This window comes from Curtobacterium sp. MCBD17_008, assembly GCF_003234475.1.
GTDB lineage: Bacteria > Actinomycetota > Actinomycetes > Actinomycetales > Microbacteriaceae > Curtobacterium.
The window spans coordinates 313,383-334,239 of record NZ_QKTK01000001.1 but is presented as its reverse complement, the minus strand read 5'-3'; the positions used below and the strand labels follow the sequence as shown (position 1 = coordinate 334,239).

The following is a 20,857-nucleotide window of genomic DNA, read 5'->3' as shown; positions in this document are numbered from 1 at the left end:
ACCGGTAGAACGGTGGGTGATGACCGAGTCCCGCATGCGCCCCCTGCTCGACGTCAAGCGCATCTACGCCGAGGACGCCGCCCTCGAACTGCCACGCGGGCAGGAGATCGTCGGGCAGTGGCCGGACGCCGAGATCGTGCCCGTCGCGTCGCACTGGCAGATCCCCGAGGTGCACGGCGACGAGCGGAACGTCTCCCGCTGGGTGCGGATCAAGACCGAGGCGCTCGTCCTCGGCGTGAAGAAGTCCCTCGTCACGAGGCCGAACGGCCGCTCGGCGGACTTCATCGCCCCGTCGACCGCGAACGGGTGCGCGATGGCGTGCGCGTACTGCTACGTGCCGCGTCGCAAGGGCTACAGCAACCCGGTCACCGTCTTCGCCAACATCGAGCAGATCACCAAGCACCTCGCTCGCAACATCCAGAAGCAGGGGCAGAAGACCGAGCCGAACCAGTGCGACCCCGACGCGTGGGTGTACGACATCGGCGAGAACAGCGACTGTTCGGTGGACGCCATGCTCAGTGACAACGTCCGCGACCTCTGCGACCTGTTCCGGATGACACCGACGGCGAAGGCCTCGTTCGCGACGAAGTACGTCAACCGCGACCTGCTCGACTGGGACCCGATGGGGCGCACCCGCATCCGCTTCTCGCTCATGCCACACGAGACGGCGAAGGTGACCGACATCCGGACGTCACCGATCGCGGAACGACTGGGCGCCGTGAACGACTTCGTCGAGGCCGGGTACGAGGTCCACCTGAACTTCTCGCCCGTCATCCTGACGCCGACGTGGGAGACCGACTGGGCCGCACTGCTGCGGGAGGTCGATGACGTGCTCTCCCCGGCTGCGAAGGCGCAGCTCGCGGCCGAGGTGATCTTCCTCACCCACAACGAGCAGCTGCACGAGGTGAACCTCGGCTGGCACCCGAAGGCGGAGGACCTGCTCTGGCGTCCGGACCTGCAGGAGCAGAAGCTGTCCCAGAACGGTGCCGTGAACATCCGGTACCGCGCGGCGATGAAGGCGCGGCACATCGAGCGCTTCCGCCAGCTCGTCGACGAGAACCTGCCCGCCTGCCGCATCCGCTACGCCTTCTGATCCGGTCCCGGGCAGGCTGGCGTCATGACACTCTCTGCGCGCGAACTGGCCGGGCGGATCTGCATCGGCGTCGCTGCGGTCGCCGCCCCCGTGGGCGCCTTCGTCTTCGACTACAACGAGACCCACGTGAAGAACCCGGCCTGGCCACCGCACGCCAAGTTCCACAACGCGCAGACGATGTCACTCGCGGTGGCGTTGGCCGGCCTCACCGTGTGGCGCCTGCGTCCCGCGGTGCGTGACGTCGGTCTCGCGAGCAGCATCGCCTCGACCTACTGGGTGACACAGGTGACGAGCCTCGCCTTCCCCGGCACGGCGCTGGCCGATCCCGGAGTGCAGTACCGCGACGTCAAGGGCGACCAGCGCGTCCCGATCATCGCCTGCCTCGCGCTCGTCGCCGTGGGGACACTGCTCGCCCGTCGGCGTCCCTGACCCGCACACGAGACCGATGCAGCTCACCGATCCGCTCGCCACGCTCGCCACGCTCGCCACGCTCGCCACGCTCGTCGGGCCGACCCTGGCCGACGCCCTCCGTGTCCTCGCGCAGACCGACGTCGGCGGGAGGGGGCTTGCGGTCCGATGCTCGACATCGCCCCCTGCCGTCGCGGCGAAGAAGAGCTCAGCTCTCGGCGGGTGGCGGCCGAGAACTGAGCTGACTTCCTCATCGTCCGGCGCTGCGCTGCTGCTCCCGCTCGAGCTTGCGTGCAGCGAGCGCGCGTTCGTCCTTGCCGACGAAGAAGAGCAGGACGATCGCGACCACGACGCAGCCGAGGATCAACGCGAACGTCACGTCCCACCCGAACGCGTGGACCGAGAGGCCCACACCGGTCGACGCCAGGGTGGCGCCCAGGACGTAGCCGAACAGGCCGGTGAACCCGGCGGCGGTGCCGGCGACGGAGCGCGGGCTGAGGTCGAGCGCCTGCAGCCCGATGAGCATGACCGGCCCGTAGATGAGGCCGCCGATGAGGACGAGCATCGCGAGCGAGACCCCGAGCGGGCCCTCCACCGGGGACAGCCAGTACACCGCGAGTGCGACACCGACGGCGGCCATGAACAGGATGCCGGTCGGCGACCGTCGCCCGCGGAACACCTTGTCGCTGATGTAGCCGCAGAGCAGCGTGCCTGGGATGCCGGCGAGTTCGAACAGTGAGAACCCGGCGATGCCTTCACCGAGGCTGGCACCACGGACCTCGGCCAGGTAGACCGGCGCCCACACGAGCACGCCGTAGCGGAGGGTGTAGACGAACACGTTGGCGAGGGCGAGCTTCACCATCGTGCCGTTCGTGAGGACGTAGCGGCGCAGGGTCGTCCAGGTGGACGCGCCGTCGTCAGCGGCATCGGTCTCGACCGGTGCCGGGTCGTTCCGGTACTCCTCGATGGGCGGCAGGCCCTCGGACTCCGGTGTGTCCCGGAGCAGCACGAAGGCCACCACGGCGATCACGAGGCAGACGATGGCGGGGAACCAGAAGACGCTCTGCCATCCGCCGAACCACGCGAGGCCGAGACCCGCGAGGCCGCCGGCCCCGGCGCCGCCGACGTTGTGCGCGACGTTCCAGATCGCCGTCTTGCTTCCGCGCTCCGACGTCGAGAACCAGTGCACGAGGGTACGCCCGCTGGGCGGCCACCCCATGCCCTGGAAGAACCCGTTGAAGATCATCACGACGGCGAAGATCGCGACGGACGCGCCGACCGCCGGGACGAAGGCGATGAACAGGTTCGCGATCGCGGACAGCACGAGCCCGATCGGCAGGAACCAGCGCGCACTGCTGCGGTCGCTGACGATCGCGCTGAGGAACTTGCTGACGCCGTACGCGAGCAGCACGCCGTTCGTGATGACACCGAGGCCGACGGTGCTGAACCCGTTCTCGTCGCGCAGGATCGTCGCGACGAGCGGCACGTTGTTGCGGATGAGGTAGTAGGCGGCGTAGCCGATGAAGATGCCGATGAAGACCTGCAGTCGCAGGCGCGGGTAGCGCCGGGCGACCGTCGCCGCGTCGAGTCGGGCTGCCGGGGGTGGTGCAGCGAGGAAGGCGGTAAGGCCCTTGCGTGTCGCCACGTCGGTCTGTGTTCGAGGATGTGTCATTGGTCCTGATCCGTCGGGGGGAGTGTCGGTCACTGGCGGGCGCAGCGTCGCGCCCTCGCCCCTCGCCCCTCGCCCTCGACAGCAGCCAGCCGGATCGGGAGTGGTACTCACGTACGCAGTCCGCAGGCTGGAGGTGGTTGCACGCCGAGGAGTCGGAGACGCAGGCAACGATCGAGCTCGGATCGGCAGTGATCTCGATCTCGTTCACGACGCTCCCGCCGTGGGAACCCTACCTCTCGCTGAGCGGAAGGACAGACTCGGCGGCGGCGTGCTCGACCCTTCGCCACCGGCGGCACCACGGCCTCAGCGCGGACGGCGGATCCGGATCGGGCCCTTCGCGGTCGACGGGTCGACGACGTTCCCGCCCTGGGTGATCTCGACCTCGCCACGTGCGACCATCCGCCGGGCGGCGCGACGCGCGGGTTCCATGAGGTCGCGCCAGTCCTCACCGCCGACGGCGCGGGCGGCATCCGACGGGCAGATGCTCGAGGTCAGCGCGCGGGCGTCGAGCAGCGCGTCGATCGTGTGCTCGAGGGTCCGGTCGGTGTCGTCGAGCCCGTGGCGTCGGCACGCGTCGGAGCACCACTTGGTGTCCGGGCCGGCGCTGTCGGGCATGCGCCGACCGCAGGACGCACACGTCCGTTCCGCGTGCGCGGCCTCGAGTCGGCGTGCGTCGTCCTCGGTCCGGATGGCTCGTCCCATGCGCCCATGATCGTCCCGGCCACCGACGCGCTTCCAGGCTGGCGGTACCCCGGTCCTGGCCAGGGCCGCCTGGCAGCATGCATGGATGGACACAGCAGCCGAGCCGAACCCCGCCGCCGCGACGCGGCCGAGCGAGCCCGCCTGGGTCGAGCACGTCATGTGGTGGCACGTCTACCCGCTCGGCTTCGTCGGTGCGGAGGTCCGGCCCGGCACCACGGTCGACGCACGTCCCGTGGAGCACCGGCTCGGGCACCTGGAGGGCTGGCTCGACCACGTGGTGGACCTCGGCTTGAACGGACTGCTGCTCGGGCCGGTCTTCGCGAGTTCGTCGCACGGCTACGACACGGTCGACCACTTCCGGATCGACCCCCGACTCGGCGACGACGCGGACTTCGACCGCCTGGTGGCCGCTGCGCGCGAGCGGGGGGTCCGTGTGCTGCTCGACGGCGTCTTCAACCACGTCGGCCGTGAGCACCCGGCGTTCCGCCAGCTCGAGACGGCGGGACCGGACGCCGACACCGCGGGCCTGTTCGCCGTCGACTGGTCGGGCTGGCAGCCGGGGCAGCCGGTACCGGTCGGGTCGTTCGAGGGGCACGACATCCTCGTCGCACTCGACCACGCGTCGCAGCAGACCGAGGACCTCGTCGTCGCGGTCATGACGCACTGGCTGGAGCGTGGCATCGACGGCTGGCGGCTCGACGCGGCCTACGCGGTGCCGCCGGCGTTCTGGGCCCGGGTGCTGGCGCGCGTGCGCGAGCGGTTCCCGGACGCCTGGTTCTCGGGCGAGGTCATCCACGGCGACACCGCGGCGATCGTCCGGGAGTCGACGATGGACTCGACCACCCAGTACGAGCTGTGGCAGGGCATCTGGCACGGCATCGCGGACCGGAACTGCTTCGAACTGGCGCACGCGATCGAGCGGCACGACGAGTTGCTCGCGACCTCCGCCCCGAGCACGTTCGTCGGCAACCACGACGTCACCCGGATCGCGAGCGCGGTGGGGGAGGGGTTCGTCGGTCACGCCGTCGCGGTGCTCTTCACCGTCGCCGGCACGCCGTCGGTGTACGCGGGCGACGAGTTCGGCTGGACCGGCGTCAAGGAGCAGCGCGAGGGCGGCGACGACGCCGTCCGCCCCGCCTTCCCGGCGACTCCGCCGGGACCGAGCGGGACCGCTGCCGAGCTGGTGCACGCGCACCAGGCGCTCGTCGCCCTCCGGCGTCGGCACCCGTGGCTGCACCGCGCGCACACGGACGTGGTGCACCTGACGAACGAGACGCTGGTCCTCCGGACCGCGACCGACCGGGAGGCCGTGGTCACCGCCCTGAACCTCTCGCCCGAGCCGGTGGTGCTGCCCGCGGCCGACGCGACGCGCGTCGAGGCGGGCCGCGCCGACCTGTCGGAGGGCGGGCTGCGCCTCCCGGCCGGCGCCTGGGCGGTCCTGACCGCCTGACCTGCCGCCGGGACGGCAACGCGAAAGCGACAGATCTCCGTGGAACTTCCACGGAGATCTGTCGCTTTGGGGAGGAACCGCGGGTGCTACTTCCGAGCGGAGGCCGCGCGGCGCTTGTTGAAGACGTCGAACGCGACGGCGGCGAGGAGCACCAGGCCCTTGATGAGCTGCTGGAACTCGGAACCGACACCGAGGATCGACATGCCGTTGTTGAGCAGACCGATGATGAGACCACCGACGATCGCGCCCGGGACCGTACCGATGCCACCGGTGACGGCAGCGCCACCGATGAACACGGCCGCGATGGCGTCGAGCTCGAAGCCGTTGCCCGCGCTCGGCGAGGCGAGGTTGAGCTGGCCGGTGAAGACGACGCCGGCGAGGGCCGAGATGACACCCATGTTCACGAACAGCAGGAACGTGACGCGCTTCGTCTTGACACCCGACAGCTGTGCGGCCAGCGGGTTGCCGCCGATCGCGTAGATGTGACGACCGAAGACCGCGCTGCGCATGACCATCGAGTACGCGATGACCAGGACGCCGAGGATCACGAGGACGATCGGGGTGCCGTTGTAGCTGGCGAGCAGCAGCGCGATGAAGATGACCAGTGCGACGGTGAACGCCATCTTGGTGATGAACCATGCGAACGGCTCGTCCTCGAGCTGGTACTTGCGACGGGTCGCACGACCGCGGAAGCCGGTGATGACGAGGATCGCGGCGGCGGCGAGGCCGAGGATCATCGTGAGCGGCTCGTAGCCCGAGGTGCCGAAGGACGGCAGGAAGCCGGAGCCGAGCGAGCGGAAGCCGTCCGGGAAGGGCGAGATCTGCTGGTTCTGCAGGGCGATCTGCGCGGCACCGCGGAAGGCGAGCATGCCCGCCAGGGTCACGATGAACGCCGGGATCCCGAAGTAGGCGATCCAGAAGCCCTGCCACGCGCCGACCAGGGCGCCGAGGACCAGGCAGAGGACGACGGCGACCGGCCAGGGGATGCCCCACTGCGTGATCATGACGCCGGCCATGGCACCGGTGAACGCGACGACCGAACCGACGGAGAGGTCGATGTGGCCGGCGATGATCACCATCACCATGCCGATCGCGAGGATCAGGATGTAGCTGTTCTGGACGATCAGGTTCGAGACGTTGATCGGGGCCAGCGTGATGCCGTTCGTCGTCACCTGGAAGAAGATGACGATGACGATCAGCGCGATGAACAGGCCGATCTGTCGGAGCTGCCCGGTGAGGTAGCTGGCGGCGGACTTAAGCGCGTTCATTGACTGGGGTCTCCCGTTCCTGGGTCATGTACTGCATGAGGACTTCCGGCGACGCCTCGGAGCGCGGGACGTCGGCGGTGATGGTGCCCTCGGAGAGCGTGTAGATGCGGTCGCAGATGCCGAGCAGTTCGGGGAGTTCGGAGGAGATGACGATGATCCCCTTCCCCTGGTCCGCGAGCGCGTTGATGATCGTGTAGATCTCGTACTTCGCGCCGACGTCGATGCCGCGGGTCGGCTCGTCGAGGATGAGCACGTCCGGGTCGGAGTACATCCACTTCGACAGGACGACCTTCTGCTGGTTCCCGCCGGAGAGCTTGCCGGTCACCGCGTTCACGGTCGGCGCCTTGATGTTCATGTTCTTGAGGAACTGGCGCGCGACGGTCGTCTCCTCGGAGCCGTTCACGAAGCCCCACCTGGCGAGCTTGCCGAGTGCCGAGCCGGAGACGTTCCGCTTGATGTCGTCGATCAGGTTGAGGCCGTAGCGCTTCCGGTCCTCGGTCGCGTAGGCCAGGCCGTTGTCGATCGCGGCGGTGACCGTGTTCGTCTTGATCGGGGTGCCGCGCTTGTAGACGGTGCCGCTGATCCCGGTGCCGTACGAGTGCCCGAAGACGCTCATCGCCAGCTCGGTGCGGCCGGCGCCCATCAGCCCGGCGATCCCGACGATCTCGCCGGCGCGGACGGTGAGGTTCGCCTGGTGGATGATCTCGCGGGAGGCGTCGAGGGGGTGGTGGACGGTCCAGTCCTCGATGCGCAGGAGCTCTTCGCCGATCTTCGACTCGTGCTCCGGGTAGCGGGTGGAGAGGTCGCGTCCGACCATGCCGCGGATGATGCGGTCCTCGGAGACCTCGCCGGCGTGCATGTCGAGGGTCTCGATGGTCTGGCCGTCACGGATGATCGTGACCTTGTCCGCGATCGCCTTGATCTCGTTGAGCTTGTGGCTGATGATGATCGCCGTCATGCCCTCGGCCTGCAGCGAACGGATGAGCTCGAGCAGGTGCGCGGAGTCGTCGTCGTTCAGCGCGGCGGTCGGCTCGTCGAGGATGAGGAGCTTGACCTCCTTCGACAGTGCCTTCGCGATCTCGACGAGCTGCTGCTTGCCGACGCCGATGTCCGTGATCTTGGTGATCGGGTTGTCCTTGAGGCCGACGCGCTTCAGGAGCGCCGCGGCCTCGAGGTTCGTCTTGTTCCAGTCGATGAAGCCGCCCTTGGCGCGCTCGTTGCCGAGGAAGATGTTCTCGGCGATCGACAGGTAGGGGCTCAATGCGAGCTCCTGGTGGATGATGACGACGCCGGCGTCCTCGGAGTCGTTGATGGTCGAGAAGGAGACGGGCTTCCCGTCGAGCAGGATCTCGCCGTCGAAGCTGCCGGCCGGGTAGACGCCGGACAGGACCTTCATGAGCGTGGACTTGCCCGCGCCGTTCTCACCGCAGATCGCGTGGACCTGGCCCCGTTCGACCTGGAGCGAGACGTTCTGCAGGGCCTTGACGCCGGGGAACGTCTTGGTGATGTCGCGCATCTCGAGGATGGTGTCCGCCACGGGACCGCCTTCCGTTGGGCGCCGGCACGGCGCGCGAGTGGGTGGGGACGGGCGGGAGGCCCGGTGCCAGCCCGGCACCGGGCCTCCCGTCCGGAGAGGAGTTGCGACCTACTTGAGGTCGGCGTCCGTGTAGTACCCGGAGTCGACGAGGACCTTCTCGTAGTTCTCCTTGGTGACGACCGTCGGCTGGAACAGGAACGTCGGGACGACCTTGACCTTGTTGTCGTAGGTCTTGGTGTCGTTGACCTCGGGCTTCTTGCCCGACAGCAGGTCCTGGGCCATCGACGCGGACTTCTCGGCGAGCTGGCGCGTGTCCTTGTAGATGGTCGAGTACTGCTGGTCGTTCATGATCGACTTGACCGAGGCGGCCTCAGCGTCCTGGCCGGTGATCACCGGGAGCGGGCGGTCGCCCGAACCGTAGCCGGCACCCTGGAGCGCCGAGATGATGCCGATCGAGATGCCGTCGTACGGGGAGAGCACGCCGTCGAGATTGGTGCCGCCCGAGTACGACTTCGCGACGAGGTTCTGCATGCGGGACTTGGCGAGCGCCGGGTCCCACTGCTGCGTGGCGGCCTGCGTGAAGCCGTCCTGGCCGGAGCCGATCTTCAGCGTGCCGTCCTCGAGGTACGGCTTGAGGGTGTCCATGGCGCCGTTGAAGAAGAACGTGGCGTTGTTGTCGTCGGGCGAGCCGGCGAAGACCTCGATGTTGAAGGGACCCTTCTCGTCGGTCTTCTTGCCGTCGGCGTCGAGGAGCCCGAGGCCGGTCAGGAGCGAGGTCGCCTGGTCGACGCCGACCTTGTAGTTGTCGAACGAGACGTAGTAGTCGACGTTCTTGTTGCCGGTGAGCAGGCGGTCGTAGGAGATGACCTTGATGCCGGCGTCGGCCGCTGCGTCGAGCTGGTCGGACAGCGAGCCACCGTCGATGGACGCGACGATGAGGACCTTCGCGCCCTTGGTGATCATGTTGCTGACCTGCTGGACCTGCTGCGGGATCTTGTTGTCCGCGTACTCGAGGTCGACCTTGTAGCCGGCCTTCTCGAGGCTGCTCTTGACGGCGTCGCCGTCCTTGATCCAACGCTCGGAGACCTTGGTCGGCATCGCGACGCCGACGAGGGCGCCCTTGTTGCCGTTGCCCTCGTCACCGCCGTCAGAGCTGGTGGCACCGCGGCCGCCGGCAGAGCAGGCGGCCAGGGAGAGGGCGAGACCGAGAGCGGTGACGCTCGCGACGATCCTGCGCTTCTTCATCGAAGTACCTCTGTTCCTCTCGCGTCGACGTCGACGCGCTCGGGTGCGGGGCTGCTGTGTCCCGCTGGGGATGTGATGCTCCAAGTGAGCGCTCACATCATGTTGGTTCTGTTACACGGTGTCAACTCGTCGTGACCGGATCGGTATGTCGCCGCCCCGGACGGGCGCCGCGGTACGGTGACCGGGTGACCACGACGACGACGCCGAACGGCAGGCCCCGCAAGGCCCCGACGATCTTCGACGTCGCCGAGCGCGCGGGCGTCTCGCACCAGACCGTGAGCCGCGTGATCAACGGGGACCCGACGGTCCGTGACGGCTTCCGGTCGCGTGTGACCACCGCGATCGGGGAGCTCGGCTACCGTCCGCGCGCCGCTGCCCGGGCCCTGGCCGGTGGCCGGAGTCGTGCACTCGGCCTGGTGAGCGCGGGGGACGCGCTGTACGGACCGTCGAGCACCGCGATCGGGTTCGAGCGGGCCGCGCGCACCGCCGGGTACCACGTGCTCCTCTCGACGCTGCCCGACGACCCCCGGCCGGTCGACCTGTCCGAGGCGCTCACGACCCTGCTCGCCCAGGACGTCGCCGCCGTGGTGCTCGTCGCCGCGGACAACCGCGTGCTCGACGCCCTCGGCTCGTTGACCATGGCCGTGACGGTGCCCGTCGTCGTCGCGAACGCCGTGCAGCGGGACGCCGTGCCGACCGACCTGGTCGTGCCCGGCAGCGGTGGCGCCACCGTCTCGGCCGTCGCCATCGACCAGGCCGCCGGCACGACCATGGCGCTGCAGCACCTGTTCGACCGGGGGCACCGACGCATCGTGCACATCGCCGGACCCGGCGTCTCGCAGGAGGGCGAGGTGCGCCGTGCCACCTACGAGCGGACCATGCGCTCCCGCGGTCTGACCCCGGTCGTGCTCGACGGCGACTGGACCCCGGCGAGCGGGTTCGCGGCCGGGCGGTCCCTGGACGTGACGGCGGTCGACGCGGTCTTCGCGGGGAACGACCAGATGGCGCTCGGTGTCCTGCACGCCTTCGCCGAGGAGGGGCTGCGGGTCCCCGACGACATCGCCGTCGTGGGCTTCGACGACATCCCGGAGGCGGCACACTTCACCCCGCCGCTGACCACCGTGCGCCAGGACTTCCAGGCGATGGGCGAGCGCGTGCTCGCCTCGGCCCGGGCGCTGCTCGAGGGCGGCCAGCACGACGAGGCGCTGCTGCAGCCGGAGCTGGTGGTGCGGCGCTCGGCGTAGCCTCGGGCCATGACGACGACGTCTCCCGCAACCGGCCCTGTCTCGCCCTCCACCTCGGTCCTGCGCCCCCTGCCGCACGGTGCCCTCCGCCTGGGTGCCGGGTACTGGGGAGCGTGGCAGGAGCGGAACGGGAGCGCCGTGCTCCGGCACTGCGAGGACTGGATCGAGCGGATCGGCTGGGCCGGCAACTTCGACGGTGCGGCCACCGGTGCGCCGTTCGAGCACGCGGGCATCGACTTCGTCGACTCCGAGGTGTACAAGCTCCTCGAGGCCATGGCCTGGGAGCTCGGACGCACCGGGGACGCGGAGCTCCAGGTGCGGTACGAGCGGCTCGTCGACCGGGTCGCCGCCGCCCAGGACGACGACGGGTACCTGCACACCGCGTTCGGACGGCCGTGGCAGCGGCCCCGGTGGTCGGACCTGGAGTGGGGCCACGAGCTCTACTGCATGGGCCACCTCATCCAGGCGGCCGTCGCCCGGCTCCGGACGGCCGGCAGCGGGCGGCTGGTCGACGTGGCGGTCCGCGTCGCCGACCACCTGGTCGTGGTGTTCGGGGACGGCGGACGGGAGGCGGTGTGCGGCCACCCGGAGATCGAACCGGCCCTCGTCGAGCTCGGTCGGGCGACCGGTGACGACCGGTACGTCCGGCTGGCCCAGCTCTTCATCGAACGACGCGGACACGGTCGGCTCGGGCCGATCGCCTTCGGTCCGGAGTACTTCCAGGACGACGTGCCGGTGCGGGAGGCCGACGTCTGGCGCGGGCACGCCGTCCGGGCGGTGTACCTGGCGGCGGGAGCGGTCGACGTCGCGGTCGAGACCGGCGACGCGGATCTCGTCGCCGCAGTCGAACGGCAGTGGTCCAACACCGTGGCCACGCGCACCTACCTGACCGGTGCGATGGGCTCCCACCACCAGGACGAGGCGTTCGGGGCCGACTTCGAGCTGCCACCGGACCGCGAGTACGGCGAGACCTGCGCGGCGATCGCGTCGAACATGGTGTCGTGGCGTCTGCTGCTCGAGACGGGGGAGTCGAAGTACGCGGACCTCATCGAGCGCACGCTGTACAACGCCGTCATGGTGGCACCCCGCGCGGACGGTCGGGCGTTCTTCTACGCGAACACGATGCACCAGCGCGTCGAGGGCGCGGTGCCCCCGGAGGGTGACCTCAGCGACCGAGCCCTGTCGAGCCTCCGCGCGCCGTGGTTCGCGGTGTCGTGCTGCCCGACGAACCTCGCCCGGACCCTGGCCAGTGTCGAGTCGGTCTTCGCGACGATGACCGACGACGGCCTGCAGCTGCACCAGTACGGTGACCTCGACATCGAGCTGACCCTGCCCGGCGGCGCACAGGTCGGCTTTCGGGTGCGCTCTGGGTGGCCGACCGACGGCACCGTCGTCGTCGAGGCGACCCGGGCGACCGGCATCCCGGTCGCGCTCCGGCTCCGCGTGCCCTCGTGGGCGGGCGAGGCCACACTCGAGACGCCGGACGGCTCCCGTCAGGTGGCCGGCGAGCAGACCGTGACCGTCGAGCGCGCGTTCGTCCCGGGGGATCGGGTCGTGCTCCGGGTGCCGGTGACCGCACGGCTCACTGCCCCGGACCCGCGGATCGACGCGGTCCGCGGCACGCTCGCCGTCGAACGAGGCCCGCTCGTCTACGCCCTGGAGTCGACCGACCTCGGTCGGGACGTCGGGGAGGTCGTCCTCGTCGCGGACTCCGTGCCGGAGGACGACGGTCCGGACGACGTCCGGGTGTGGCTCCGGCCGCGGTCGGTGCACGCCGACGGCGCGCTGCCGTACGGGGCGACGTCGGTGGACGACGGGGCAGCGGAACCCGTCCGGCTGGTGCCGTACGCGTCGTGGGGGAACCGGGGTCCGTCGACCATGCGCGTGTTCCTCCCGGTCGGGTAGGACGCCCCGCCGACACGGCCGACGAGTTGTCCGCGTGAGCGCTCACGCGCTACAGTGTGAGCGCTCACTCGACGGCGAGAGCAGGAGGCCCCCATGAGCGACGACCGGACCCGCGAGATCGCGGACGGCCGCACGACCCTCGGCATCGAACTCGGTTCGACCCGCATCAAGGCGTGTCTGGTGGGGGAGGACCTGACGGTCATCGCCTCCGGTTCGCACGAGTGGGAGAACGAGTTCGTCGACGGACGCTGGACCTACCCGCTGGCAGCCGTCGAGACCGGTGTCCGTGCCGCGTACGGCGCGCTGGTGGCGGACGTGCAGGAGCAGCACGGCTCCGTCCCGACGGCCTTCCGCGCGGTCGGCGTCTCGGCCATGATGCACGGCTACCTGCCGTTCGACGCAGCGGGCGACCTCCTCGTCCCCTTCCGCACCTGGCGCAACACCTCGACGGGCCCCGCCGCCGCCGCGCTCAGCGACGCGCTCGGGTTCAACATCCCGCTCCGCTGGTCGGTCGCGCACCTGTACCAGGCCGTCCTCGACGAGGAGCAGCACGTCGCGCACATCGACGGCATCACGACCCTCGCCGGGTACGTGCACCGCCGCCTGACGGGCCGGGACGTGCTCGGGGTCGGCGACGCCTCCGGGGTGTTCCCGATCGACCCGGCGACGCAGGACTACGACGCCGCGATGCTCAGCGCCGCACAGGACCTCATCGGTGTCCCCGACCTCCGGGCGCTGCTGCCCGAGGTGCTCGTCGCCGGCCAGGACGCCGGCACGCTCACCCCCGAGGGCGCGGCGTGGCTCGACGCGACCGGGACGCTGCAGCCCGGTGCTCCGCTCTGCCCGCCGGAGGGCGACGCCGGCACCGGCATGGTCGCCACGAACGCCGTCGCCCAGCGCACCGGCAACGTCAGCGTCGGCACGAGCATCTTCGCGATGGTCGTCCTCGAGCGGCCGCTGTCGACTCCGCACGAGGAGCTCGACGTCGTCACGACCCCCGCGGGTGACGCCGTCGCGATGGTGCACTGCAACAACGGTGCGAGCGAGATCGGCAGCTGGGCCCGGGTCTTCGGCCGTTTCGCCGAGGCCGCCGGTGGCCCCGTCGACGCCGACACCGTGTTCCGCACGCTCCTCGACGAGGCAGCGGACGCCGACACCGACGCCGGCGGACTGCTCGCGGTGAACTACCTGGCCGGTGAGCCCGTCACGGGTGTCGAGGACGGTCGCCCGCTGCTCCTCCGCGCGCCCGACGCCCGCTTCACGCTCGGCAACCTCGTCCGCGCGGAGCTCATGGGCGCGTTCGCGACGCTCGCGATCGGCATGGAGGTCCTGCACGGCGAGGGCGTCGCCGTCGACCGGATGACCGCGCACGGCGGGCTCTTCCGGACGCCCGGGCTGCCGCAGCGCCAGCTCGCCGCGGCCCTCCGCGTGCCGGTCGCCCTCGAGGCCACCGCGAGCGAGGGCGGGGCGTGGGGCATCGCCGTCCTGGCCGCCTACCTCGAGCACGCCGCCGACAGCTCCCTCGCCGAGTACCTCGACACCACGGTCTTCGGGTCCGCCGCTGCCGACGTCGTCGAGCCCGACGACCGCGACGTCGACGGCTTCGCCACGTACCTCGACCGCTTCCGTGCCGCGCTGCCGATCCAGGCGATCGCGGCCACGGTGCCCGGCGCGACCACGCGCGGCGGCGTACCGACGGAGGCGGGCGAGCCGGGCCTCCAGACCGACACCGACGCCGACCCCCAGCAGGAACAGGACGTGATCTGATGACCGACGACACCACCCGAGCGGCCGTGGCGGCCGCGCGCGAGCGCGTGGCCCGCCTGCACGGCGAACTCGTGCGCTACGGCCTGGTGATCTGGACCGGCGGCAACGTCTCCGAGCGCGTGCCCGGCACCGACCTCTTCGTGATCAAGCCGAGCGGCGTCGTCAGCGAGGACCTCGCGCCCGAGAACCAGGTCGTCTGCACCCTCGACGGTGTGCCGGCCGACGGGTGGGGCAACGAGCACGGCCCGTCGAGCGACACCGCCGCGCACGCCTACGTCTACCGCAACATGCCCGAGGTGAACGGCGTCGTGCACACGCACTCGACGTACGCCACCGCCTGGGCCGCCCGCGCCGAGGAGATCCCCTGCGTCATCACCGCGATGGCGGACGAGTTCGGCGGACCGATCCCGGTCGGCCCGTTCGCGATCATCGGCGACGACACCATCGGCCGCGGCATCGTGGAGACCCTGTCCGGACACCGCTCCCGTGCGGTGCTCATGCAGAACCACGGCGTGTTCACGATCGGCAAGGACGCGAAGGACGCCGTCAAGGCCGCGGTGATGTGCGAGGACGTCGCCCGCACCGTGCACATCGCGAAGCAGGGCGGCGAGCTCGTCCCGATCGCGCAGGACAACATCGACCGGTTGTTCGACCGGTACCAGAACGTCTACGGACAGAACCCCGAAGGAGCCATGCGATGACGCAGGACACCCCCGTCGACCCCCAGGCCACGCTCGACGGCTACGAGGTGTGGTTCCTCACCGGGTCCCAGGGCCTGTACGGCGAGGAGACCCTCCGCCAGGTCGAGGAGCAGAGCAAGGCCGTGCACGAGACGCTCGCCGGTGCCCTGCCGGTGAAGCTCGTGTGGAAGCCCGTGCTCAAGGACGCCGACGGCATCCGCCGCGCCCTCATCGAGGCGAGCGCCGACGACAAGGTCATCGGCGTCACGACGTGGATGCACACGTTCAGCCCCGCGAAGATGTGGATCGGCGGCCTCAACGCGCTGACGAAGCCGCTGCTGCACCTGCACACGCAGGCGAACGTCGCGCTGCCGTGGGCGGACATCGACTTCGACTTCATGAACCTCAACCAGGCCGCGCACGGCGACCGCGAGTTCGGGTACGCGCTGGCCCGCATGGGCGTCCGGCACGCCACCGCCGTCGGTCACGTATCCGACGCGCGGGTGCAGCAGCGGGTGTCCGACTGGTCCCGTGCCGCCGCCGGTGCCGCCGCGATCCGCCAGCTCAAGCTCACCCGCTTCGGCGACAACATGCGCTACGTCGCCGTCACCGAGGGCGACAAGACCGAGGCCGAGATCGAGCTCGGCGTCCAGGTCAACACCTGGGGTGTCAATGACCTCGTCGCGGCCGTCGAGACCGCGACGGCCGACACCGCCGCCGTCGACGCGCTCGTCGCGGAGTACGACAGCGCCTACGACCTCGTCGCCGAGCTGCAGGACGGCGGCGCCCGTCGCCAGTCCCTCCGCGACGGCGCCGCGATCGAGCTCGGCCTCCGCGCCCTGCTCGCCGAGAACGGCTCCGCCGCGTTCACCACGAACTTCGAGGACCTCGGCACGCTCAAGCAGCTGCCCGGCCTCGCGGTGCAGCGGCTCATGGCGGAGGGGTACGGGTTCGGTGCCGAGGGCGACTGGAAGACCGCCGTCCTCGTCCGCGCGATGAACGTCGCCGGCGCCGGGCTCCCCGGTGGCGCGTCGCTCATGGAGGACTACACGTACGACCTCACCCCGGGCGCGGAGAAGATCCTCGGCGCCCACATGCTCGAGGTCTCGCCGACGCTGACCTCGTCCACCCCGACGCTCGAGATCCACCCGCTCGGCATCGGCGGCAAGGACGACCCGGTACGCCTGGTCTTCACCGCCGACGCCGGCCCCGCCGTGGTCGCCGCGCTGTCCGACACGCGCGACGGTTTCCGCCTCACCGCGAACGTCGTCGAGGTCGTCGAACCCACCGAGGCGCTGCCGAACCTGCCCGTCGGCCGTGCCGTCTGGGAGCCGCAGCCGTCGTTCCCGGTGTCCGCCGAGGCCTGGCTCACCGCCGGCGCCGCGCACCACACCGTGATGACGACCGCCGTCGGCATCCAGGTGGTCGAGGACCTCGCGACGATGATCGGCACCGAGTTCCTGGTCATCGACGAGCACACCACGCTGCGCGGCTTCCGCGACGAGGTCCGCACGCAGCAGACCTGGCACCGGCTCGACCGGGGCTTCTGAGCCGGTCGGGAGGCCTACGATGAGCGACGTGATCGACGACGACACCACCACCGCAGCCCACACCCGCACCAACTGGGCGGGGAACGTCACCTACTCGGCGAGCCACCTGGCGGAACCGACGAGCCTCGACGAACTCCAGCGGCTGGTCGCCACCACCCCGCGCCTGACGGCGCTCGGGTCGCGGCACTCGTTCAACACCATCGCCGACACCGACGCGGTGCAGGTGACGCTCACGGGCCTCCCGCCCGAACTCGACGTGGACGGCGAGCGGCGCGTGGCGCGCGTCGCCGCCGGCCTCACGCACGCCCAGGTGGCCGTCGCCCTGGAGGCCCGTGGCTGGGCACTCGCGAACCTCGCCTCCCTGCCGCACATCTCCGTCGCCGGTGCCGTCGCGACGGGCACCCACGGCTCGGGTGTCGGCAACGCCTCGCTGGCGCAGTCGGTCGTCGGGGTCGAGATCGTGCGGGCCTCCGGGGAGGTCGAGCTCGTCGCCGCGGACGACCCCCGGCTCGACGCGCACCGGGTCGCGCTCGGCGCACTCGGCGTCGTCGTCGCGGTGCACCTCGCCGTCGAACCGAGCTACCGCGTCGCCCAGACGGTGCACACCGGCCTCGGGTGGGACGTCGTCGACGCGCAGTTCGAGCAGATCATGTCGGCCGGGTACAGCGTCAGCATGTTCACCGGGTACACCGCCGACGGCGTCCGCCAGATCTGGACGAAGCGGCGCGAGGACCGGGACGACGCGGTCATCGACCTCGCCGCGCTCGGGGCCGTCGCCGGCGCCGAACCGATCCACCCCGTACCGGGCAGCGAGACCGCGGGCGTCACCGAACAGGGCGGCGTGCCCGGACCCTGGCACGAGCGGCTCCCGCACTTCCGGTCGTCGTTCACGCCGTCCGCCGGCGAGGAGATCCAGGCGGAGTACATGGTCGCCGCCACGGACGCCGTCCCCGCGATCCAGGCCCTGCGCGAGATCGGCGAGGCCATCGCACCGGTGCTCTTCGTCTCCGAGATCCGACGCATCGCGGCGGACGACGCCTGGCTCGCGCCGAGCTCGGGACAGGACTCGGTCGCGTTCCACTTCACCTTCCGTCGGCAGACCGAGGACGTGGCCGTCGCGCTGCCCCTCATCGAGAACGCCCTCGCGCCCTTCGCTCCCCGTCCGCACTGGGGGAAGGTCACCGCGGCGACGCCGGAGCGGCTGCACCAGGTCTACCCGCAGCTCGGGGCGTTCGCGGCACTCGCGCGGGACCTCGACCCGCAGGGCCGGTTCCGCAACCCGTTCCTGGACCGCGTGCTCGGCTGACGCGCGCGGCGCAGTGGACCGGAGCGTCGCCGCTCACAGGGGATGCCGGGGGAGTGCACCGGCAGCGCACCGGAGCACTGCCGCGTGCGCACATGTGAGGACGCAAAGGTCAGGTATGGCGAACCTGAACCGCATCCTCGGCATGGCCTCGAAGGTCATCGACAAGCAACTCCAGAAGCGCTCCGGCCAGCCCGGGGCCGGGAACCAGGGCGGTGCGCAGCAGCCGGGCGGCATGCAGCAGTACCGGCAGCCCGGTCGATCGGGTGGCACCGACTGGCGCGGCCTGGTCCGGACGGCCGCGGACAGGTTGACCGGTGACGACCGGAGCGGGCACGACTCCGCGCGGCAGCCGCAGCAGCCGACCGGACAGCAGTCGTACGGGCAGCCGACCGAGGGGCGACCCGCACGCACGCCCTCGACCGATGCCGACCGCGTGGCGATCGCGAAGTACGACTACCTGCTGAAGACCGCGGACCCCGAGCGTCTGGAGCAGGCGCACCACGACGCGTTCGCTCGCCTGACCCCGGAGCAGCGACAGCAGGTGCTCCAGCGACTCAACGCCGAGGTCCCGCAGCACGACCGGTCGACCGATGCGTCCCCGGCCGGCTTGGCGAGGGCCGCGACCCGGGGCGAGACGAGCCGTCCGGGGACGATGCGGAAGGTCCTCGCCGGCACCGCGATCGGTGGCGGAGCACTCGCGGTCGGCGGACTCGCGGTGGCGGTCGCGGGCGGCGCGGTCCTCAGCGCGGCAGCGGGACCGGTGCTCACGCAGGCGGCTGACCTCGGCGTCGACTTCGAGGGCGTCGCGTCCGGCCTGGGTGACACCGTGAGCGGTGGGCTCGGTGACCTCGGCGGTGGCGTCGAGGGTGTCGCCGCACAGGGCGAGCAGGCACTCGGCGGGCTCGGCGACCAGGTCGGGAACCTCGGCGAGGGCTTCCAGTGGCCGGGGATCGGCGACTTCTTCGACCGCTGAGCCGGTCTGGAGGTCGACCCCCCCTGGTCCCCCGGCGTGCGCCCCGACGGACCAGGCCGGCCTCAGAAGTACGTGATCCCGTGCGGCGTGCGCGGCGGGGTCAGCATCGACCGCAGCAGGGTCGGGGCGGCCTCGTCGGCGGCGTGCAGCAGCCCGGCGGCCGCCAGGGTCTGCGGTGACACCGACCCGATGAGCACCGCTCCGAGGTCGGCGACGTCGAGCGCGATGTCGGAGCCGGCCGCGTCGGCGTCGTCGGCCAGCCGGGTGACGGTGCCACGGGCCTCTCGGACGTCGAGCCGGTACGTGCCGGACGCGTGGCCGAGCGCATCCGTGACGGCGAGCGTGAGCGATCCGTCGACCGCGTACGGGCGGGACTCGAGCACGGCGGCGACGTCCAGGACGCGGAGCCAGACGTGGTCCTCCTCGTGGTCGACGTCGAACGCGCGGTTGTCGGCGACGGCGGCGACGATCGGGTCGTCCAGACGCGAGCGGTCGTAGACGACCACGTCGTTCAGGTCGATCGAGAGCAGGAACTCCCATAGCGACAGGTAGGCCTCGTCGGTCACGTAGACGAGGTCGACGACCTCGACGCGGGTGTCCTCACCGGTCTTGCCCTCGACGACGCGCCAGGTGACGTAGCCGTCGACCTCGTCCGAGCCGTCGGGGCGGTGCACGGCGGCGCGGACGTCCTTCGCCTTCTCGCCGTCGCGGCCGATCTCCCCGAACACGATCGGCCACGTGCCGGTGTTGCGGACCATCGAGCCCGGTGTGCGGGCGTGGAACCGGGCGAAGACCTCCTGGCCGACGCCGTCCGCGAGCCACTGCGGCGGGACCACCGCGACCGTGCCGGTGGTCGGGGCGAGGAAGGGGAGCGCGCGGGCGCGGCGGACACGGACCGCACGCTCGCGGATGGCGCAGCCGAACCCGAAGCGGCGGTAGATCGTGCCCTCGGACGCCGTGAGGGACGCCATCGCGTACCCCTCGGCGACACCGCGCTCGAGCGCGTGCGTCATCATCCGCCGGAGGATCCCGCGCCGACGCTCGGTCGGGCGGACGGTCACCGCGGACACCGCCTGCGTGTCGATCGCGGTCCCGTCACCCCAGCTGAGCGCCTTCCGGAACCACGTGAACGTGCCGGCGGGCCAGGTCTCGTCGACCGACCCCGGCGCTGGCTGTCGGACGTACACCCCGAGGAAGGTCTCCTGGTCGGCGATCATGTGCGCCGCCATGCGGGCTGCCGCTTCGTCGGTCTCGGTCGGCTCGTGGAAGCCGAGGCCGATGGCGTCCATCCACGGCTTCGTCCTGCTGTCCGGAGCTCCCTGGTCGTCGGTCCCCGGGTGGAACTCCCGGAGCTCGTAGCGGTCGGCGGACGCGTCGTTGATCGATCCCACGTGGCCGACCCTACCGGCGTCCGGTGGCGGTCGTCAGGGCATCCGGCGGGCGGCCTCCTGGGCGACGACCCGGTCGCGGTCCCGGTCCCGGTGGCGTCGGGGACGGTACGGGGTCGCTTGCTAGTCGGTCGCGCCGCGGGGTGGGTCGACGAGCAGGGCGACGCGGTCGTCGAGGTAGTCGGCCAGCGGCACGTCGGTGCCCGCCGTCGCCGACCAGCGGACCCGGGGGGTGCCGTCGCGGACGAACAGCGTGCCGTTGCCGTCGACCAGGGAGTCGTCGAGGGGGATCGGCGTCGCGCCGTGGTTCACGGTGTCGCCGGGGGCGAAGTGCCCCTTCGCCGCGGCTGCCCGGTAGGCGCGGCGGACCTCGGCGGACACGGACACGAACTGCGCGCGGCCGGCCTCGGTGACCCGGGTGATGGACCCGGTCGACCACACCCGCCCGGCCGTCTCGGGTGAGGACCCGAGCAGCAGCGCCCCGACACGCCAGACCCGGCCGAGCGAGCGGATCGTCGGGTCACGTCGGATCCCGAGCACCGGCTTCGGCTCGACGTACTCCCCGAGCGCCTCGTCCCGGGTACCGGCCGCACCGAGTCGGTCCGCTGCCCCGGCGAGCAGCACCCGCGCCCGTTCCACCCCGTCCCTCACCCGCCAGAGCCTAGACGC

At 71.1% G+C, this 20,857-nt stretch carries 17 protein-coding genes; 10 read left to right on the top strand and 7 right to left on the bottom strand.

Going from position 1 to position 20,857, the window contains the following annotated elements; translation table 11 throughout:
• Nucleotides 1-19: 19 nt before the first annotated feature.
• Nucleotides 20-1,093, top strand: a complete 1,074-nt coding sequence (locus tag DEI95_RS01635) for a spore photoproduct lyase family protein (protein ID WP_258367390.1) — start codon at nucleotides 20-22, stop codon at nucleotides 1,091-1,093.
• A gap of 24 nt (nucleotides 1,094-1,117) precedes the next feature.
• Nucleotides 1,118-1,522: a DUF6640 family protein gene (locus DEI95_RS01630; RefSeq protein WP_220032872.1), complete on the top strand. Its 405-nt coding sequence runs from the start codon at nucleotides 1,118-1,120 to the stop codon at nucleotides 1,520-1,522.
• Nucleotides 1,523-1,751: 229 nt separating this feature from the next.
• Here the strand turns inward: DEI95_RS01630 and DEI95_RS01625 are convergent, their stop codons facing one another.
• Nucleotides 1,752-3,173: an MFS transporter gene (locus DEI95_RS01625; protein WP_111059149.1), complete on the bottom strand. Its 1,422-nt coding sequence runs from the start codon at nucleotides 3,171-3,173 to the stop codon at nucleotides 1,752-1,754.
• A 303-nt stretch (nucleotides 3,174-3,476) separates the two neighbouring features.
• The gene (locus DEI95_RS01620) at nucleotides 3,477-3,875 is read right to left on the bottom strand and encodes a DUF3253 domain-containing protein (RefSeq protein ID WP_111059148.1); all 399 of its coding nucleotides are present in this window, start codon (nucleotides 3,873-3,875) and stop codon (nucleotides 3,477-3,479) included.
• An 85-nt stretch (nucleotides 3,876-3,960) separates the two neighbouring features.
• On the opposite strand from DEI95_RS01620, the gene DEI95_RS01615 reads away from it, so the two are divergent.
• Nucleotides 3,961-5,325 (top strand): alpha-amylase family glycosyl hydrolase, encoded by a 1,365-nt coding sequence (locus DEI95_RS01615; RefSeq protein ID WP_111059147.1) that lies wholly within the window; start codon nucleotides 3,961-3,963, stop codon nucleotides 5,323-5,325.
• Nucleotides 5,326-5,411: 86 nt separating this feature from the next.
• Here DEI95_RS01615 and mmsB read toward each other — a convergent pair whose 3' ends face one another.
• The 3 genes from mmsB to chvE form a co-directional block, all read right to left on the bottom strand.
• The gene (gene mmsB / locus DEI95_RS01610) at nucleotides 5,412-6,593 is read right to left on the bottom strand and encodes a multiple monosaccharide ABC transporter permease (protein WP_110824778.1); all 1,182 of its coding nucleotides are present in this window, start codon (nucleotides 6,591-6,593) and stop codon (nucleotides 5,412-5,414) included.
• Nucleotides 6,580-8,109: a multiple monosaccharide ABC transporter ATP-binding protein gene (gene mmsA, locus DEI95_RS01605; protein WP_375342334.1), complete on the bottom strand. Its 1,530-nt coding sequence runs from the start codon at nucleotides 8,107-8,109 to the stop codon at nucleotides 6,580-6,582. Before mmsA ends, mmsB begins: the two co-directional genes overlap by 14 nt.
• 129 nt (nucleotides 8,110-8,238) lie before the next feature.
• Nucleotides 8,239-9,375, bottom strand: coding sequence for a multiple monosaccharide ABC transporter substrate-binding protein (gene chvE / locus DEI95_RS01600; protein WP_111059145.1), 1,137 nt, complete (start codon nucleotides 9,373-9,375; stop codon nucleotides 8,239-8,241).
• 185 nt (nucleotides 9,376-9,560) lie between these two features.
• Between chvE and DEI95_RS01595 the strand changes: the two genes are divergently transcribed.
• The 7 genes from DEI95_RS01595 (at nucleotide 9,561) to DEI95_RS01565 (ending at nucleotide 18,800) form a co-directional block, all read left to right on the top strand.
• Nucleotides 9,561-10,619 (top strand): substrate-binding domain-containing protein, encoded by a 1,059-nt coding sequence (locus DEI95_RS01595; protein WP_220036608.1) that lies wholly within the window; start codon nucleotides 9,561-9,563, stop codon nucleotides 10,617-10,619.
• Between the two features lie 9 nt (nucleotides 10,620-10,628).
• Entirely contained in the window at nucleotides 10,629-12,524 is a 1,896-nt protein-coding gene (locus tag DEI95_RS01590; protein WP_111059144.1) for a glycoside hydrolase family 127 protein, read from the top strand.
• A 93-nt stretch (nucleotides 12,525-12,617) separates the two neighbouring features.
• Nucleotides 12,618-14,291, top strand: coding sequence for a xylulokinase (locus DEI95_RS01585; protein ID WP_111059143.1), 1,674 nt, complete (start codon nucleotides 12,618-12,620; stop codon nucleotides 14,289-14,291).
• The gene (locus tag DEI95_RS01580; RefSeq protein WP_111059142.1) at nucleotides 14,291-14,992 is read left to right on the top strand and encodes an L-ribulose-5-phosphate 4-epimerase; all 702 of its coding nucleotides are present in this window, start codon (nucleotides 14,291-14,293) and stop codon (nucleotides 14,990-14,992) included. The genes DEI95_RS01585 and DEI95_RS01580 overlap by 1 nt, the downstream gene beginning before the upstream one ends.
• On the top strand, nucleotides 14,989-16,521 hold the full coding sequence (gene araA, locus DEI95_RS01575) for an L-arabinose isomerase (RefSeq protein WP_111059141.1): 1,533 nt from the start codon (nucleotides 14,989-14,991) through the stop codon (nucleotides 16,519-16,521). The genes DEI95_RS01580 and araA overlap by 4 nt, the downstream gene beginning before the upstream one ends.
• A gap of 28 nt (nucleotides 16,522-16,549) precedes the next feature.
• Nucleotides 16,550-17,827 (top strand): FAD-binding protein, encoded by a 1,278-nt coding sequence (locus tag DEI95_RS01570; protein ID WP_258367389.1) that lies wholly within the window; start codon nucleotides 16,550-16,552, stop codon nucleotides 17,825-17,827.
• 115 nt (nucleotides 17,828-17,942) lie between these two features.
• Complete coding sequence (locus DEI95_RS01565; RefSeq protein ID WP_111059139.1) at nucleotides 17,943-18,800, top strand: cation-transporting ATPase; 858 nt, start codon at nucleotides 17,943-17,945, stop codon at nucleotides 18,798-18,800.
• A 62-nt stretch (nucleotides 18,801-18,862) separates the two neighbouring features.
• Here the strand turns inward: DEI95_RS01565 and DEI95_RS01560 are convergent, their stop codons facing one another.
• Nucleotides 18,863-20,191, bottom strand: a complete 1,329-nt coding sequence (locus DEI95_RS01560; protein WP_111059138.1) for a GNAT family N-acetyltransferase — start codon at nucleotides 20,189-20,191, stop codon at nucleotides 18,863-18,865.
• A gap of 120 nt (nucleotides 20,192-20,311) precedes the next feature.
• Nucleotides 20,312-20,839, bottom strand: coding sequence for a hypothetical protein (locus DEI95_RS01555; RefSeq protein WP_110901424.1), 528 nt, complete (start codon nucleotides 20,837-20,839; stop codon nucleotides 20,312-20,314).
• Nucleotides 20,840-20,857 lie beyond the last annotated feature (18 nt).

Coding starts and splice junctions, on each gene's coding strand:
- DEI95_RS01615 (WP_111059147.1), top strand. CDS start 3,961: ATGGACACAGCAGCCGAGCCGAACCCCGCCGCCGCGACGCGGCCGAGC.
- DEI95_RS01580 (WP_111059142.1), top strand. CDS start 14,291: ATGACCGACGACACCACCCGAGCGGCCGTGGCGGCCGCGCGCGAGCGC.
- mmsB (WP_110824778.1), bottom strand. CDS start 6,593: ATGAACGCGCTTAAGTCCGCCGCCAGCTACCTCACCGGGCAGCTCCGA.
- araA (WP_111059141.1), top strand. CDS start 14,989: ATGACGCAGGACACCCCCGTCGACCCCCAGGCCACGCTCGACGGCTAC.
- DEI95_RS01565 (WP_111059139.1), top strand. CDS start 17,943: ATGGCGAACCTGAACCGCATCCTCGGCATGGCCTCGAAGGTCATCGAC.
- DEI95_RS01620 (WP_111059148.1), bottom strand. CDS start 3,875: ATGGGACGAGCCATCCGGACCGAGGACGACGCACGCCGACTCGAGGCC.
- mmsA (WP_375342334.1), bottom strand. CDS start 8,109: ATGCGCGACATCACCAAGACGTTCCCCGGCGTCAAGGCCCTGCAGAAC.
- DEI95_RS01590 (WP_111059144.1), top strand. CDS start 10,629: ATGACGACGACGTCTCCCGCAACCGGCCCTGTCTCGCCCTCCACCTCG.
- DEI95_RS01585 (WP_111059143.1), top strand. CDS start 12,618: ATGAGCGACGACCGGACCCGCGAGATCGCGGACGGCCGCACGACCCTC.
- DEI95_RS01635 (WP_258367390.1), top strand. CDS start 20: ATGACCGAGTCCCGCATGCGCCCCCTGCTCGACGTCAAGCGCATCTAC.
- chvE (WP_111059145.1), bottom strand. CDS start 9,375: ATGAAGAAGCGCAGGATCGTCGCGAGCGTCACCGCTCTCGGTCTCGCC.
- DEI95_RS01625 (WP_111059149.1), bottom strand. CDS start 3,173: ATGACACATCCTCGAACACAGACCGACGTGGCGACACGCAAGGGCCTT.
- DEI95_RS01630 (WP_220032872.1), top strand. CDS start 1,118: ATGACACTCTCTGCGCGCGAACTGGCCGGGCGGATCTGCATCGGCGTC.